The organism is Desulfovibrio psychrotolerans (genome assembly GCF_013340305.1).
Classification (GTDB): Bacteria; Desulfobacterota; Desulfovibrionia; order Desulfovibrionales; family Desulfovibrionaceae; genus Halodesulfovibrio; species Halodesulfovibrio psychrotolerans.
Genome location: NZ_BLVP01000010.1, coordinates 226,542 through 242,893, shown reverse-complemented (window position 1 = coordinate 242,893; position 16,352 = coordinate 226,542). Strand labels below are relative to the sequence as shown.

Here is a 16,352-nt window from a genome sequence, read left to right as displayed (position 1 = left end):
GGAGAAAAACGACACGCATCCAGTTGTCTTGAAACCGTGTATTCCGAAATGGCATAGCGTTAATGAAAACGAACTTCAATTAGCAAGAACACCTTGCTCTTTCTTTTCGGGAGAAATTACCGCAGCCCCGAGTCGTTTTCTTGCCATTTTTGCCGGGATGCACGCAAATAAAAATGCGGCCCGCATAGGCAGGCCGCACAGATAATCACGATACTAACAGAGATTCTTACTACAGCGTCTCGGGCTATCGCTCCGGTTATCTTCCTGTCAGATCCACCCTGCCTTCAATAAGGTCAGCTATAACGCCGGGGTCGGCAAGAGTGGAGGTATCACCAAAATCGCTGGTAGAGCCGCCCGCAATCTTGCGCAGAATCCGCCGCATAATCTTGCCGCTGCGGGTCTTGGGCAGACCGTCCGCAAACTGCAGCACTTCCGGCGAGGCAATGGGGCCTATCTCCTTGCGCACCCATGTGCGCAACTCGGCGCGCAGTTCTTCCGTTTCTTCCACATCGGCAGAAAGCGTAACGTACGCGTATATGGCCTCACCCTTTATGGCGTGGGGCATACCCACCACGGCGGCTTCTGCCACTGAGGGATGGGACACAAGGGCGGATTCGATTTCCGCCGTGCCCATGCGGTGCCCGGAAACGTTGATAACGTCGTCCAGCCGGCCCATGATCCAGAAATAGCCGTCGCTGTCCACCCGCGCGCCGTCTCCAGCCTCGTAGGCACCGGGGAACCGTTCAAAATACGTGCTCTTGTAGCGCGCAGGGTCGCCGAACACACCGCGCAGCATGCCGGGCCACGGCTTGCGGATAATCAGGTGCCCGCCCTCGTTGGGCTGCGCGTCCGTTCCGTCCGGCCGGACGATGCGTGCGTCCACACCGGGCAGAGGGCGAGTGGCGGAACCGGGCTTGAGCGGCGTGGCAAAAGGCAGTGCGGAAATCATGATGCCGCCCGTCTCTGTCTGCCACCACGTATCCACTATGGGCAGCGCGCTGCCGCCGATGTGTTCGTGATACCACATCCACGCCTCGGGATTGATGGGCTCGCCCACGGACCCCAGCAGCCGCAGGCTGGAAAGATCGTGCTTGCGGGTCCATTCAGACCCTTCACGCATGAGCGAACGGATAACCGTGGGGGCGGTGTAGAAGATGTTCACGCGGAACTTTTCCACCACCTGCCAGAATCTGTCCGGTCCGGGATAGCTGGGTACCCCTTCGAACATAAGCGTGGTGCCGCCAAGGGCCAGCGGGCCGTAGACGATATAGGAGTGTCCGGTAATCCAGCCCACGTCCGCTGTGCACCAGTACACGTCGCTGTCTTTGAGGTCGAACACCCACTGCGTGGTGTGGGCGGTGTAGGTCAGGTAGCCGCCGGTGGTGTGCACCACGCCCTTGGGCTTGCCCGTGGAGCCGCTGGTGTACAGGATGAAGAGGGGGGCTTCCGCCTCCATGGGTTCGCAGGGGCAGTGACCGGATATGCCGGGGGCCTTCATCTGCTCATGCCACCACAGGTCGCGCCCTTCCACCCAGTCCACGTTGGCGTTGGCACGATTGACCACGACCACACGGGTTACGCTGGGGCATTCCCGCAGGGCTTCGTCCGCATTCTTCTTCAGCGGGATGGTGCGCCCGGCACGGAGCACGGCGTCTGCCGTGACCAGCACCTTGGCCTCGCAGTCCTGAACGCGGTTTTGCAGGCTCACGGCGGAAAATCCTGCAAAGACAATGGAGTGCACAGCACCGATACGTACGCACGCCAGCATGGCCACGGCCAGTTCCGGGATCATGGGCATGTACAGGGCCACACGGTCCCCTTTGCCCACGCCCTGTGCCTTGAGCACATTGGCGAAACGGCAGACCTGATCATACAGCATCTGATAGGTGTAGACCTTCACGTCCTCATCCGGCTCGCCCTGCCAGATGATGGCGGCCTTATTCCTGCGCCCGTTGGCAATATGCCTGTCCACGCAGTTATAGGCCACGTTCAGCGTGCCGTCCTGAAACCATTTTATGGACGGGGTATCCATATCCGCCTCAAGGACTTTGGTGAACGGCGTGAACCAGTCGATAAGCGTGCCTGCGCGCTCCGCCCAGAAGCCTTCGTTATCTTCCATGGACCGCTTGTACAGCGCCTCGTATTCTTCCATGGACTTGACCCACGCGGTTTCCCGGCCCTCCGCAGGCGGCTCGAAAAGTCTTTTTTCATCCATCATGCTTTCAATTCGTGTCTGGCTCATGCTGTGCTCTCCTTGTTATTGGACGGTCACGGAGAATTCGCCCGCGAGGCAATGCAACCATCATACATTACACATCTTTCGCTGTAAGGCTCCCAAACCGTGTACGGGGCGGAAGACATGTCTGATTCTCTATACACCTCAGCGTACCTGCTTTAAAGCATTGCGCCAGCTCTTTTCGGTGAGTGGTCGAAAATGCCCGGCGAAAGCCAGCCATGTGCCACACAGACGCCAGACGGACGCCACTCAGACGCCTGAAAAATGTCGGGCAAGTGCCAGACGAACACCAGACGAACACCGGACGGGAGCAGGACGAAAGACAGACGAAGGGGTTCTCCTTCGGTAAACGGCGTTGTGCAGACTGCGGCGGGAAGCGATTCTGCCCCGCAATGCAGGAATGGCGAGGAGTGATGCGCAGCGCAGAACCCAAAACACCTTTTCGCAGACGGAAACCAGCGAAATCGGGCAGATGCAAATTGACTTCACGCCCCAAGCCGTGAAAATATGCAACATCGGCAGCAGAGAGTCTGATGACAAAAGTACGGCGGCGAGTGCAGTGACAGAACGTCCACAGAACGTCCGAAGCCGGAAAGACGGACGGCAGGCAGCAGACACGAACAGCCTGGTAACCCTTTGCGGCGGGGAGCGACATGAGCGCGTCAAAACTGGAATTGATGTTCAAGCCCACTTCAGTTGTGGTCATAGGCGCGACGGATGAGCCGGGAGAGCCCGGCAACATCATCATGAAGAACCTGCTGGCGGGCAAGTTCCTCGGCCCGGTGCTGCCTGTGAATCCGCATGTGGGCAGCGTGATGCGCATTCCCAGCTACTCCGCCATAGACACCCTGCCCCTGACGGCGGACCTTGCCATAATCTGTTCACCACCGGAAACCATCCCCGGCTACATAGAAGAGCTTGGCAAACGGGGTACGCAGAACGCCATTATCATGTCGCGCGGCTACTTCCGCTTTAACCGCGAAAAACTGGAAGTGCAGAAGCGGGAACTGCTCGACGTGGCCAAAAAATACCGCGTGCGGGTGCTCGGCCCCAACTGCCTCGGCTTCATCAATCCCTCGGTGGGCGTTAACGCCAGCGTGGCACAGCGAGACGCCCTGCCCGGCAAGGTGGCCTTTGTCACCCAGTCCGATGCGCTGTTCACCACCATACTGGACTGGGCTGCCTCCAAGAGCATAGGATTTTCCCATTTTATCTCGCTGGGCGACAGGTACGACATCCACTTTGAAGATGTGCTGGACTACCTGAACGACGATGTTTCTACCCGCGCCGTGCTGCTGTACATAGAAACCATTGAAAATGCCCGCCAGTTCATGTCTGCCGTGCGCGCCCTTGCCCGCAACAAACCGGTGCTGGTTATCAAGGCGGGCCGGTCTGAAGCGGGTGCGGCAGCCGCCGCAGCCCATTCCGGCATGCTGCTCGGCTCGGACGATGTGTATGACACCGCCTTCCGCCGGGCGGGCATGCTGCGCGTGTTCGACATAGACACCCTGTTTGACACCGTGGAGACCATTGCCCTTGCGCGACCGCTCAAGGGCGAGCGTCTGGGCATAGTCACCAACGGCGGCGGGCCCGGCTTTCTGGCAACGGACATGCTGCTGGAGGGCGGCGGGCAGCTTGCCGAGCTTTCCGAAGAAACCTGCCAGACACTGGACAATGAACTTGGCAGCGGCTGGTCCTACTGGAACCCCCTTATCATGCGCAGCGACGCGGACGGCGAGATGTACGCCAAGGCCGTGACCACCCTGCTGCGTGAAACCGATGTGGACGCCCTTCTGGTCATGCACGTGCCCACGGCGGGGGTGGACAGCTCTGAAATTGCGGAACACGTTATCAAGGCGTGCAAGAAGACCAAAAAGCTGTTGCTCACCAGCTGGCTGGGCATAGACGATGCGGAATCGGCGCGGAAACGATTCACCGAGGCGGGATTCCCTTCCTTTTTCACGCCGGACAAGGCCGTGCGCGCCTTTCTGAACTTAGTGCAGTACCGCCGCAACCAGGAAATGCTTGTGGAAGCCCCGGCATCGCTGCCGGATGACTTCCACCCGGACGCCTTTATGGTGCGCGGCATTGTGGTTTCCGCCCTGGAAGAAAAACGGCAGATGCTCACCATTCAGGAATCGTGCGCCGTGCTTTCTGCCTACGGCATTCCCATTGTGGAAACACGCATTGCCGCCAACGCGGCAGAGGCGGCGGCAGCGGCACAGGAGATTGGCTTTCCCGTGGTGCTTAAGGTGAACTCGCCGGATATCTACCGCAAGTCGCTGGCGGGCGGGGTGGCCCTTGACCTTGAATCGGAAGAGGATGTGCTTGCGGCGGCAGAGGCCATAGTCTCCCGCGTGCGGCACGACCAGCCGGACGCCCGCATTTCCGGCTTTATTGTGCAGCGCATGACCCGCCGCGCCAGAGCCCGCGAACTGGCCGTGGAAACCGCCACAGACCCTGTGTTCGGCCCCATTATCCGCTTCGGGCAGGGCGGTTCGCTGGCTTCCATCACGCAGGACAGGCAGACGGCTCTGCCTCCCCTGAACATGAGCCTTGCCCACGAACTCATCACCCGCACCAGAATCCACACCCTGCTCAAGGGCAACCGCGATATTCCCGCCGCCGATCTGGACGCCGTTCACTCCACGCTGGTCAAGGTTTCCCAGCTGATCATCGACATTCCGGAAATATTCGAACTGGAAATTGATCCCCTGTTTGCGGATGAAGAGGGCGTGGTGGCGCTGGACGCAAACATCCGCATTGCATGGACCACATCCTCCGGCACGGAGCAACTGGCCATACGCCCGTACCCCAAGGAGCTGGAAGAGTGCGTGCAGCTTAAAGACGGTTCCAAGGTGGACCTGCGGCCCATACGGCCCGAAGACGAACCGGACCACTGGGATTTTTTGGAACACATGTCACCGGAAGACAAACGGTTCCGCTTTTTCGGCAACGTGGGCACCCTGCCCCGTGCGGAGATGGTCAAGCTTACCCAGATTGACTACGACCGCGAGATGGCCTTTATCGCCAAGGGGCAGGCACCGGACGGCCCGTACAAGACGCTGGGGGTGGCCCGCGCCATGATTCAGGCGGGCAACACCAGCGCCGAATTTGCCGTTGCCGTGCGGTCTGACCTGAAACGCATGGGCCTTGGACGTCTGCTCATGGAAAAAATTCTCCGGTATCTCCAGAGCCGCCGGACACAGCGCATCATCGGTGCCGCCCTCAGCGACAACAAGGGCATGATTGAGCTTGCCCGCTCGCTCGGATTTACCGTGACCAAGGACTTTGATGACGACGTGCACCACTTCGAAATGGTCATTGACGATGACGAATAGCACGGCCCTTCCCCTGCCTGCTTGCAAACCTTACAAAGTTTCCTTACAGGAATAGATGACAAGGGGAATGGCATGATCATATGGAGAATCCGGTACGTGGCTGCGCTGCTGCTCGGTCTGCTTGCACTTGCCCCGCCGGGTTTCGCAGGACAGAAGGGCATGCCTCATTCCCTGCAGGTGCTGACGGAGGAACTTGCACCGCTCAATTACACCCGACAGGGAGAGGTTCGCGGCGTGTGCGCCGAGGTGGTGCGGGAGATCATTCGCCGCACCCGTACGCACACCCCATCGGGCATCCGGGTTCTGCCGTGGTCCAGAGCCTATGCCAAGGCGCTGGCAACCCCCAACGTGGCCCTTTTTTCCACCGTACGTTCCCCGGAGCGCGAAGACCTGTTCCATTGGGTCGGCCCCATCTACACCTCGCACGTGGTTATGTTCAAACGGCGGGGGCACCCCGTCCATATTGCCTCACTGGAAGATGCCCGTTCCCTGACGGTGGGGGTTCTTCAGGACTATTTTGAACAGCAGTACCTTCAGCAACGCGGCTTCACCAACCTGTACATTGTGCCGGGCGCGCCCGAGCAGATGGTACACCTGCTCTCCAAAGATCGCATAGACCTGTGGTTTCAGTCATGGCCCACGGGCACCTTTGCTGCCGCACGCGCGGGCAAGGCTCCGGACTGGCTGGAAGTGGTGCTGGAAGTGACCGACGAGCAACTGTACATAGCCTTTTCCCGTGACACGGACTCCAAAATCATTGACGAGTGGACGGCCAGTCTGGAAGCCATGAAGAGTGACGGTTCCTACGATGCCATAATCAGCCGGTTTGAATCCGGGCTTATGGCACGGTAACAGGCGGCGACAGACCGCAACCGGCAACAACCGGCGCGCCGTTGCCGCCACGCCGACTTGGAAAACGTAGAAACACCGTGCTGCGCGTTTTCCATACGGCCTGCGCAAAACATTATAATCCCCTTTATTTTAACATATTGTATAATTTGATTGTGACTGCTTTCACAAGCTGACGAGCCACAGCGGCGTTCTTTTGGCCTTTCCTTGTGAAAAAAAGTGATTGTTTTCCCATAGTCGGTTCTCCTTGCTGCCGCTGTGCCCCGCTGCTATCTCGCGTTTACTGGAAAATGCCGTTCGCCGGGCGCCCAGCGTTCCCGGTGCGGGCTGCCGGAAGGCCGCCCGCGCAGTGTACAGAGGAAGCAAGTAGCATTTGCGCCAACGGCAGGAACCTCCCGCGCGTTGGGAGCACCTGCCCAGTCAATCAACCTGCTTGGTTGCAACCGCAAGGAGTACAACGTGTTCAAGTCGAAAAAATCACTTCTCATGCTGGCATTCACTGTTATGGCAGTGCTTGCGTTCATGGAACCCGCATGGGCGCAGCGCCTGCAGGAAGCCATTGCCTCCGCTCCCGTGGGCACGGAGCCCGGGCACATTAACCCCGAAGCTCCCACGGGCTTTCTGGGCATTCCCGGCGCACCTAACGTAAACCTGCTGCTCGGCTTTGCCTGGGCCGTGTGGGTAGGCTGGATATTCTCCACCATCGGCGCATTCGGCGGCATTATGGCAGGCGTGGGCCACATTACCGTGTTCGGCTTCGGCTCCTATGCCTCCAGCTTCAAGGACACTTCCCCCACCCTGAACAAGCTGGTCACCGACTCCATCCGCGTGTCCAACCAGTGGCTGGTGGGTACATCCGCCGCCATCTCCTCCTTCAACTACTGGCGCATGGGCCGGCTGGTGCTGCCGCTGGCACTGGCACTTGGCCTTTCCTCCATCGCCGGTGCATCGCTTATTCCCTGGCTCACCGCAGGCAAAATTTCGCTGAAGGCCTATATCGGCTACTTCGGCCTGTTCGTGCTTGCCCTCGGCTGCTACCTGTTCTGGGAAACCACCCCCAAGGGACAGGAATCCAAGAAAAAGGCCAAGGAAGCCGCCAAGGCGTTTGAAGCCTCTATCAAGAGCGGCTCCAAGGTTGATACCGCAGCCATGGGCGTGAAGGTTATTTCCTTTGCCCCCAACAAGTGCGTGTTCACCTTCTTTGGCGTTGAGTTCTCCTTCAATCCGCTCATTCCCCTCGTCGGCGGCTTCTTCATCGCCGGTCTGGCTTCCTTCCTGGGCGTTGGCGGCGGCTTCCTGCTCGTGCCCTTCCTCACCAGCGTTGCCGGTCTGCCCATGTACCTTGTGGCAGGCACCTCCGCTCTGGCGGTGCTCATCAGCATGATCACCTCCATCTTCACCTTCATGTTCGTTTCCAACACCCCCATCTTCTGGCCCCTCATCGGCGCCGAGCTGGTGGGTATCTTCGTGGGTTCCGTCATCGGTCCCCGCACTTCCAAGTACATTCCGGACATCTGGCTGAAACGCCTGTTCATCGTGGTGGCCATGTACGTAGGCATTAAGTACACCACGCAGGGTCTCTTCGGCCTGAAGATTCTGCCTTAGCCTTAGCCCACACTTGCCTGTCCGGCGGACCCGTAACAGGGTCCGCCGGACAGGTACCCTGATCCGCGGGACAGAAAATTGGGTCCGCGGGACCGGCAACAAGGTCCGCCAGATACTCGCCGGACAGACAACACGCCGGCAGGCAGACCACACAGGAGCGCGCATGGATTTCTCTTCCCTGCTTCAGATGGTAGACCCCGTTCTCATAGCCCCCTACCGCTGGCTGGAACCGGCAGAGGCGGGCTTCTGGCTTGGTACGGCCATTCTCTCCCTGTGGATTCTGCTTGTGGGCGAAATCTTTCTCTCGCTGGTCTACCTGTGCAACCGCAGGCACTACGCCTCGCTCAGCACCAAGATGGTGCACATGCACAACCTTTCCGTGGAGGCCATAGTCAGCAAGGACAAAGCCAGCTACAAGGCCACCAACAAATTTGCCAACGACTACTTCGGCAAATATTTCTTCTCTCAGGCAGCGCTGTTCTCCGTTTCCATCCTTCCGCTGCCCTTTGCCATGGCATGGCTGCAATCCCGGTTTGAAGGGATTGCCGTTCACACCGTTCCGTATTTTGACAAGCCTTTGGGCTACACATTTGTTGTGCTTGCGTGTTACATTCCGCTCCGTTACGGGCTGAGCCGCATCCGCCAGCATATTCCCCTGCTCCGCAGGGTGGCGCGCATGCGTACCGAGGATGCAAAGGCCATAGAACCCATGCGCCATTGGAGCGACCTGTTCGGCCAGAAACCGACCGATACAAACGAAGTTACGAACGGGGCAGCGCACCCTGAAACCGGAACGGAAACGCCTGCCGCAGTTGCGGAGACAGCCCGCCTGTGTGCCGATGAACAGGCATCTGCCGGGGCCACCGACAAACGCGACAGGAAGAACACCGCCATGGCCCCTGTGCCCGAATCCGCAGGGGGAACCGCCTGACCGGCAGGAGCCTTGCCATGCCCCGCTTTACCGCCCTGCTTGTCTGGATGCTCCTTACTCTTCCCGTTCTGTACGGCTGCGGAGAAGACGAAGCCGTGGTGCGTGTGGACATGTCCAAACGTGAAGAAGTGCGCGTGCCGGAACCGACTCCCTCCATCACCTACGCGTATCTTCCCCAGTACTCGCACACCGTTTCCTACCGGCGGCACAATCCGCTGGTGGAATATCTCGCCAGAGAAACAGGCCTTTCCATGCGGCAGGTCTTTCCCGACACCTTTGAGGAGCACCGCAGGCTGGTGGAGCGCGGCGACATAGACATTTCCTTCACCAACCCGTTCACCTACGTAAGCATGGCCAAATCCGGCGCACGCGCGTTTGCGCGCATTGTGGATGCCTCCGGCAGTGCGGACTTTCGGGGGCAGATCATTGTCCGCGCTGACAATCCGGATATCCGCACGCTGGACGACTGCCGGGGTAAACGCTGGATTGCCGTGGACCCGCTCTCCGCAGGCGGCTACCTGTTCGCGCTGGGGCATTTTCTGGATCATGGCATACGGCAGGAAGACTTTGCGGAAATAGCCTTTGCGCCCGGCCCCGGCGGCAAGCAGGAAAAGGCTGTGCTTGCCGTTTACGCGGGCAAGTACGACATTGCCTCCATACGAGAGGGCACGCTGGAGATTGTGAAGGACAAGGTGGACCTTGAGAAACTGCGTATTCTGGCCACCACGCGCGGCTACCCGGAATGGCTCTTTTCTGCCCGCAGGGGGCTGCCGGAAGAAACCATTAACGCCATTGCCAGAGCACTTTTCAAGCTTTCGCCGGAAAACCCCGTGCATGTTCCCATTCTTGCGGCAGCGGGCATAAGCCGTATTCTTCCTGCCAGTGATACAGACTATGACTCGGTGCGGGAGCTTATTGAAAAAACCCGGTTCTCGCTTCCGGCAGATGAGCAGGTTTCCACATCTGACGCTGTGCCCGACGACCTTTCGCGAGGAACCTTTGCAGACCCCGCCATCCCCAAGCCCGACATTTCCGGCGCGGAACCTGAGGCATTGTGATGCTGCCGCTCAAGTATCTGCGCCTCTCCCGCATGCGCTTCCGCAACAAGCTCAATCTGGGCATCACGCTCATTGTCGTTTTGTCGTCCATTGTGCTGGCAACGGCTGTAACACGCATATCGGCTGACGCGCTGCTTCAGGAATCCAAGCGACGCGGGCAGGTGCTGGCGGACAACCTTGCCCTGCGCGCGGCAGACCCCATGCTCTCCGTGGACCTGCTGGTACTCAAGAACATGGTGGACGAGCTGCATTCTGTGGATGAAGACATTCTCTACGCCTTTTTTCTGGACGATAAGCACCGTATTCTGGTGCACAGCTTTGCGGGCGGATTTCCCAGCGACCTTCGTGCCGCCAACCTTGTTCCCTACGGAGAGAGCAAAAGCGTGCGCCTGCTGGATACAGGCAGGGAACGCATCTACGACTTTGCCGTGCCCGTGGTGGTGGCGGGCAGGTCTGTGGGTACTGCGCGCATAGGCCTTTCGCACACCAAGGCGCAGGAGGTGGTGCAGGGGCTTATTGTGACTATTGCCGGGCTTGCGGGCATTGCCCTGCTGGTGGCCATATTCATCTCCACCCAGTTTGCGCGGCGCATCTCGCTGCGGCTGGGGCAGCTGCGCGAACATGCGGAAGAAATGGTTCGCGGCAATCTGGAACTGGACACCGGCGTGCACCTGCATCGCAACTGCTGGGAAATTCAGCAGTGCCAAGGAAGAGACTGCCCCGCCTACGGCGACACGGAGCGCCGCTGCTGGTACCTTGCCGGAACCATGTGCGCCAACTGCAATCCGGAAGACTACCCCGGCAAGATGAGCAACTGCCGTGAATGCCCCGTGTTTCTGGAAAACGCCGGAGACGAGATTCAGGAACTTTCCGAAACCTTTGATGTGATGGCTCTTTCGCTGCGCAAGCACATAACGGACCTGCAAAGGGCACAGAAAGACATTACCCGCCAGCAGGAACTGCTGCGCACCATCCTCTCCGTAAGCCCCGACCAGGTGTCGCTGATAGACCGTAACTTCCGCTATCTTGCGGTGAACAGGGCCTTTGCCCGGTTTTTCGGCAATGAAGAACACGAGATCATCGGCCTGGCCGAAACGGATGTTATTTCCCCGCTTACAGACCCGGAACGGCAGGCGGAAACCCGCGCCATTCTGCGCGACGGCACTCCGGTGAACCGAGAGGCGCTTATCGTTTCCGCCGCAGGGGTGCGCCGCTGGTTCCATATTCTGCGCGTTCCCGTGCTGGACGAACGCCAGCGCATTATCGGCGTGCTGACCACTGCCCGCGACATCACGGACCTGAAGAGTTATCAGGACCAGCTCATCCACTCACAGAAAATGGAGTCTGTGGGCAAACTGGCAGGCGGCGTGGCTCACGAGGTAAACACCCCGCTGGGCATCATACTCGGCTATGCGCAGCTTTTGCAGGAAGATGTTCCGCCGGAAAGCCAGATTCATCAAGACCTTGCCATCATTGAAAAACAGGCAAAGTTCTGCCGCAAGATTGTCGCCGACCTGCTGGGTTTTTCACGTCAGACCAGCAGCGAGAAAAAGGAAATGTGCTTCAACAACTCCGTTATGGAGGTGGTGCAGCTCATACGGCACGCCTTTAAACTGGACCATCTGGAAATTATCACCGACCTTGATGACCGGTTTCCCGTTATCTACGGCGACCCGGAAAAGCTGAAACAGGTGTGGATAAACCTGCTCTCCAACGCGGCGGAAGCCACGGAGTGCGGCGGCATCATCAAGATTGTCACCCGGCTGGATGTGGCCAACTTTACCATAACCGCCATATTCATGGACACGGGCAGCGGCATACGGGAAGAGGACAGGAAGGCAATCTTTGACCCCTTTTTCAGCACCAAGCCGGTGGGCAAGGGCACGGGACTGGGGCTTTCTGTCTCCTTCGGCATCATTGAAGACCACGAGGGAACCATTGAGGCCGTAAGCCCGCTGCCGCAGGGCATGATTGACGAAGAAACGCTGGCGGGCATTACCCACGGTCCCGGCACGGCCTTTATCGTTACCCTGCCGCTGGAATCTTCTGACGGGTACGAACCCAGAACCTGCAAAGACAAAAACCGGCCTGCAGAGGCCGCAAGCGATACGGAGTAATACCCATGGCCTCCATTCTGGTACTGGATGATGTGATAGACGCAGGCGTGCTGGTTAAGCGTATTCTGGAACGCAAAGGGCACTCTGTAACCGTATTCACCGATGAGGAGGAAGCCATAAACCACGCCGGGGCAGCCTGCCCGGACCTTGCCATTCTGGATATAAAACTCCGGAAGATGACAGGGGTGCAGGTGCTGGAAGAGCTTAAACGCCGCTGCCCGGACATACGGGTTATCATGCTCACCGGGTATCCCACGCTGGAGACAGCGCGCGAATCGCTGAAGCTGGGTGCCAACGAGTATTGCGTGAAACCCATTGACAAGGAAGAGCTGGAAGACAAGGTTGATGAGGTAATGGGACTGTAGCTACCGGCCGCTTACGGCGCGCAACACCTGTTCACCCGCCATGCCGGGCTTGGGGGACGGGCCAACCTTCAGGGAACGGCATGTCGTTTCGCGAACTCTTCCTGCACTGGACGTATCAGGCTTTTGCCCCCGGCACCCTGCTGCGCAACAAATACAATGCCTTTAAGGAACTGCTGCGTCTGGACGACAGATGCCTTGAACTCATTGCAGACCTTGAGGAGATTCACTACGGGCGGGAACATGCGGACTGGGCACGCGTGGAATGGCTGTGCGAGGAGCTGGGCAGAAACCTGCGCGGACTCATAGAGCAGCTGCAATCCATGGGACCCACCCGGTACATGGACCTGCAGGACTATTTTTCCAAGATTCATTTCTACGTGCGCATGGCGGTAACGGTTCCGGAATCGGAAATAACCCCGCCCTTTGTCTTTCCGCTGGAAGAAGCCCACCTGCACGAGAATCAGTCCGGCGGCAAAGCGCTGCATCTGGCGCGCATAGCCCGTGAAACCGACCTGCCGCTGCCCCCCGCCATGGTTGTTGCGGCCAGCACCTACCACTATTTCATAGAAGCCAACGAACTGCGCCCGCAACTGGATGCGCGGCTGCGCCAGATACGGCTCACCGACCCGGCGGAACTTGCCGCGCTGGCGGATGAAATGCAGCTGCTTATTCAGGAAGCGGACATGCCGGAAGCCATTGCCAACGAGATAGAAATCGCGGCCATGGAGCTTGGGGCAGGGGGCAGGCTGCTGGCGGTGCGCTCCAGTGCCGTGGCGGAAGACGGCGAGGCCTCTTTTGCCGGGCAGTATGCCTCGCAGCTCAATGTGGCCGCCGCCGACATTGTGGAAGCGTGGAAGAACGTGGTGGCCTCCAAGTATGCTCCGCGTGCCCTTGCCTACCGCATTATGCACGGACTTGCGGACGCCGAAACGCCCATGGCGGTGCTCATAATGCCCATGGTGGATGCCGCCTGCGCGGGCGTGGTTTACACCCGCGACCCGGAACGCCACGATAACCTGCCCGCACCGGACAGGGAGCACGGTGTTCTTGCCGCCTACGCCGTGGAAGGGCTGGGCGAGGCACTGGTGGACGGTTCCGAAGCTGCGCACACGGCCCTGCTCTCGCGCAGGCCACAGCACAGGATTATTGCGCGGAAGGATGATTTTCCCGTGCCCGTGCCCACGCTGAAACGGCTGGCGGAACATACCATGCGGCTGGAAGCACTCTTCGGGGCACCGCAGGACGTGGAGTGGGTTATGGATACCCGCAACCGCCTGTATGTGGTGCAAAGCCGGGCCATAAGCACCGTCGATGCAAGCCCGGAGGAGCCCTTTGGCCCGCCGGACCTTCCCGCCCTGCTCTCTGCCACGCCTGCGGGTGCGGCGGCGCTTACGGCGGGCACGGCACAGGTTATTCCGCAGTGCAGCGACATTCAGAATCTGCCCCGCGGAACCGTGCTGGTGACGCGCAACCTCGGCCCCGCGCTTTCCCGCGTTATGGACAGGCTTGCGGCCGTGGTGGCGGAACGCGGGAGCAGGGCAAGCCATTTCGCCTCTGTGGCGCGGGAGTTCGGCCTGCCCGTGATAGTGGAAGCGGAGGGGTGCCTTGATACCATTCAGCACGGGAGCACCATAACCGTGGACGGGCTGCGGGGCACCGTGCATACCGGAAAGCCGGACTCGCTGCCGGAGAAAACCTTTGTCACCCCGCGCCCGCTGGGAGCCATGAGGCGGCTGGGCGCTGCTATGCCCCGCATTGCCAAGCTGAACCTCACCGACCCGCTGGCAGACAACTTTGCGCCGGAGTTCTGCCGGTCTATGCACGATCTGGTGCGGTTTGCCCACGAGCGCGGCGTGGAAGAGATGTTCACCCTTGTGGGACGCTCCGGACGCGGGCTGGCAGGGGCGCGGAAGCTGCGCACGGAGGTGCCCATCTCCATGTACCTGCTGAATCTGGAAAATGGTCTTTTCCATTCCGCAGCAGGCAAGCCGGAAATAACGCCGGACGATATCCGCTCCGTTCCCATGTGGGCGCTCTGGTTCGGGCTTTCCAGCGACCGGGTGCAGTGGCCCACCCATCTGCGCCACATGGACTGGCAGGAAATGGACCGCATAAGCGGCGGCATCATCAGCCCGGATTCGCCGCAACTGGCAAGCTATGCTGTTCTTTCACTCACCTACATGCACATGATGATGCGGCTGGGCTACCATTTTTCAATCATAGACACCCTTTGCGGGCCGGACGACCGGCAGAACTACATCAAATTCCGCTTCAAGGGCGGCGGCGGCAGACCGGAACAACGGGTGCTGCGGCTGACGTTTATTGAACGCATCCTTACCCGGTTCGGCTTTTCCGTCACCACGCGGGGGGACATGCTGGATGCACGGCACCCGGCGGAAACGGATGCTGTTATCCAGAAACGACTTGCCCTGCTGGGACTTCTGCTCGCACGCACCCGCATGATGGATATGGGGCTGACCCGCCATGACCAGATTGACGAGGCGGAACAGGCGTTCATGCTGGACCTTGACGCACTGGAGAACCGCGAATAGTGGGACAGACGCTGCTGCACAGACTGGGGTGCACCCTTAAACGCTGCCTTACGGATTTTATGCGTCCCGTGGAGCCTTCGGGCACGCCTGCGCCGGACCCGGCGTTTCCCGTGCACTGGGTTACGTCGCATCTGGGCGCGGGGCCCGCTCCCCACGCACGCGCGCACCTGAAGGCCCTTTCTGCGCAGGGCATACAGTGCATTCTTAACCTGTGCGATGAACTGACGGAACTGGCCAATATAGAACGGGAGGCCGGTTTTGAGGTCTACCATCTTCCCATCATTGACGAAGAAGCCCCGGAACTGGAAGCGCTGGACAAGGCGCTGGAGTGGGTGGATGAAGCCCTTTTTCTGGGCAAGCACGTCTATGTGCACTGCCGCCACGGCATTGGCAGAACGGGCACCGTGCTGAACGCCTACCTGCTGCGCAAGGGACTGGGGCACCAGCTTGCGGCGCGCACGCTCAAACGCCTGCGCTCCCAGCCCGCCAACTACGACCAATGGCGCACCGTGCGCCGGTATGGCAGGCAGAACACCCCCCTCACCGTGTGTGAACCTTCGCTGGAGTTCGGTAAAACGGTGGACCTTGCGCCGTTCATTACCAGCTATCTGGCGCTGGAAACGCAGGTGGAAACCGCGCTGGACAGCCTGCCGCCGTTCCCGCGCTGCGGACGCGACCACAGCCAGTGCTGCCGATCGCCCGTTTCGCTTACCCTCATTGAGGCGCTGGTGCTGAGCAGCCGCATAAACACGCTCATTCCCGCCACGGAGCGCAGCGAGATCATCCGCCGTGCCGTGGATGCCTCCCGCAGAGAACGGAACGCGCGCAAGGGGCTTGCCGGAGATTACTGCCTTTCTGCGGCAGACACGCTGTGTCCCCTGAACACGGAATCTGCCGCCCCCCAAGAGGATGCCCCGGCGCAGCACGGCCATGACGCGGAACAGCACGACCATGACGCGGAGCTGTCGGCTGCGCCGCAGGAAGCCCACCCGAACGGCGCGGTGTGCAGCGACCTGTGCATGCTCTACACTTACAGGCCGCTCAAGTGCCGCCTCTTCGGCCTTGGGGAGACGCAGAGCGCCGCCCTGTGGCAGGAGCAGCTTGTCGAGCCGCTGAAAGAACTTTCCGCTCAGGTTTTTCTAGCTCTTTCCGGCAACCTGCCTGAAGCGGACCCACTGCGCTTTTCCCTGCCGGATGTGCTTTCCGGCAAATACGTGCAGACCGTGTTCCAGAAGATGCTCTGCGCCAAGGATGTCTGCTGCACCCCGCTCTCCTCTGCCGATTCGGCGGAATAATAC

Annotated in this window: 10 protein-coding genes; 9 read left to right on the top strand and 1 reads right to left on the bottom strand. The window is 59.9% G+C overall.

Going from position 1 to position 16,352, the window contains the following annotated elements; translation table 11 throughout:
* Positions 1 to 256: 256 nt before the first annotated feature.
* The gene (gene acs, locus HUV26_RS12975) at positions 257 to 2,242 is read right to left on the bottom strand and encodes an acetate--CoA ligase (RefSeq protein WP_174410557.1); all 1,986 of its coding nucleotides are present in this window, start codon (positions 2,240 to 2,242) and stop codon (positions 257 to 259) included.
* 647 nt (positions 2,243 to 2,889) lie between these two features.
* Here acs and HUV26_RS12970 point away from each other — a divergent pair.
* The 9 genes from HUV26_RS12970 (at position 2,890) to HUV26_RS12930 (ending at position 16,349) form a co-directional block, all read left to right on the top strand.
* The gene (locus tag HUV26_RS12970) at positions 2,890 to 5,577 is read left to right on the top strand and encodes a bifunctional acetate--CoA ligase family protein/GNAT family N-acetyltransferase (RefSeq protein WP_174410556.1); all 2,688 of its coding nucleotides are present in this window, start codon (positions 2,890 to 2,892) and stop codon (positions 5,575 to 5,577) included.
* Positions 5,578 to 5,649: 72 nt separating this feature from the next.
* Positions 5,650 to 6,429: a substrate-binding periplasmic protein gene (locus HUV26_RS12965; RefSeq protein WP_174410555.1), complete on the top strand. Its 780-nt coding sequence runs from the start codon at positions 5,650 to 5,652 to the stop codon at positions 6,427 to 6,429.
* 456 nt (positions 6,430 to 6,885) lie between these two features.
* Positions 6,886 to 8,031, top strand: coding sequence for a sulfite exporter TauE/SafE family protein (locus HUV26_RS12960; RefSeq protein WP_174410554.1), 1,146 nt, complete (start codon positions 6,886 to 6,888; stop codon positions 8,029 to 8,031).
* Between the two features lie 163 nt (positions 8,032 to 8,194).
* Positions 8,195 to 8,962 carry a hypothetical protein gene (locus tag HUV26_RS12955; RefSeq protein ID WP_174410553.1) on the top strand — a complete coding sequence of 256 codons (768 nt, stop codon included), beginning with the start codon at positions 8,195 to 8,197 and terminating at the stop codon, positions 8,960 to 8,962.
* Positions 8,963 to 8,979: 17 nt separating this feature from the next.
* Positions 8,980 to 10,020: a phosphate/phosphite/phosphonate ABC transporter substrate-binding protein gene (locus HUV26_RS12950; RefSeq protein ID WP_174410552.1), complete on the top strand. Its 1,041-nt coding sequence runs from the start codon at positions 8,980 to 8,982 to the stop codon at positions 10,018 to 10,020.
* The gene (locus HUV26_RS12945) at positions 10,020 to 12,137 is read left to right on the top strand and encodes an ATP-binding protein (protein WP_174410551.1); all 2,118 of its coding nucleotides are present in this window, start codon (positions 10,020 to 10,022) and stop codon (positions 12,135 to 12,137) included. The genes HUV26_RS12950 and HUV26_RS12945 overlap by 1 nt, the downstream gene beginning before the upstream one ends.
* 5 nt (positions 12,138 to 12,142) lie before the next feature.
* Positions 12,143 to 12,502 (top strand): response regulator, encoded by a 360-nt coding sequence (locus HUV26_RS12940; protein ID WP_174410550.1) that lies wholly within the window; start codon positions 12,143 to 12,145, stop codon positions 12,500 to 12,502.
* An 80-nt stretch (positions 12,503 to 12,582) separates the two neighbouring features.
* On the top strand, positions 12,583 to 15,054 hold the full coding sequence (locus HUV26_RS12935) for a PEP/pyruvate-binding domain-containing protein (protein WP_174410549.1): 2,472 nt from the start codon (positions 12,583 to 12,585) through the stop codon (positions 15,052 to 15,054).
* Positions 15,054 to 16,349 carry a protein-tyrosine phosphatase family protein gene (locus tag HUV26_RS12930; RefSeq protein ID WP_174410548.1) on the top strand — a complete coding sequence of 432 codons (1,296 nt, stop codon included), beginning with the start codon at positions 15,054 to 15,056 and terminating at the stop codon, positions 16,347 to 16,349. Before HUV26_RS12935 ends, HUV26_RS12930 begins: the two co-directional genes overlap by 1 nt.
* Positions 16,350 to 16,352 lie beyond the last annotated feature (3 nt).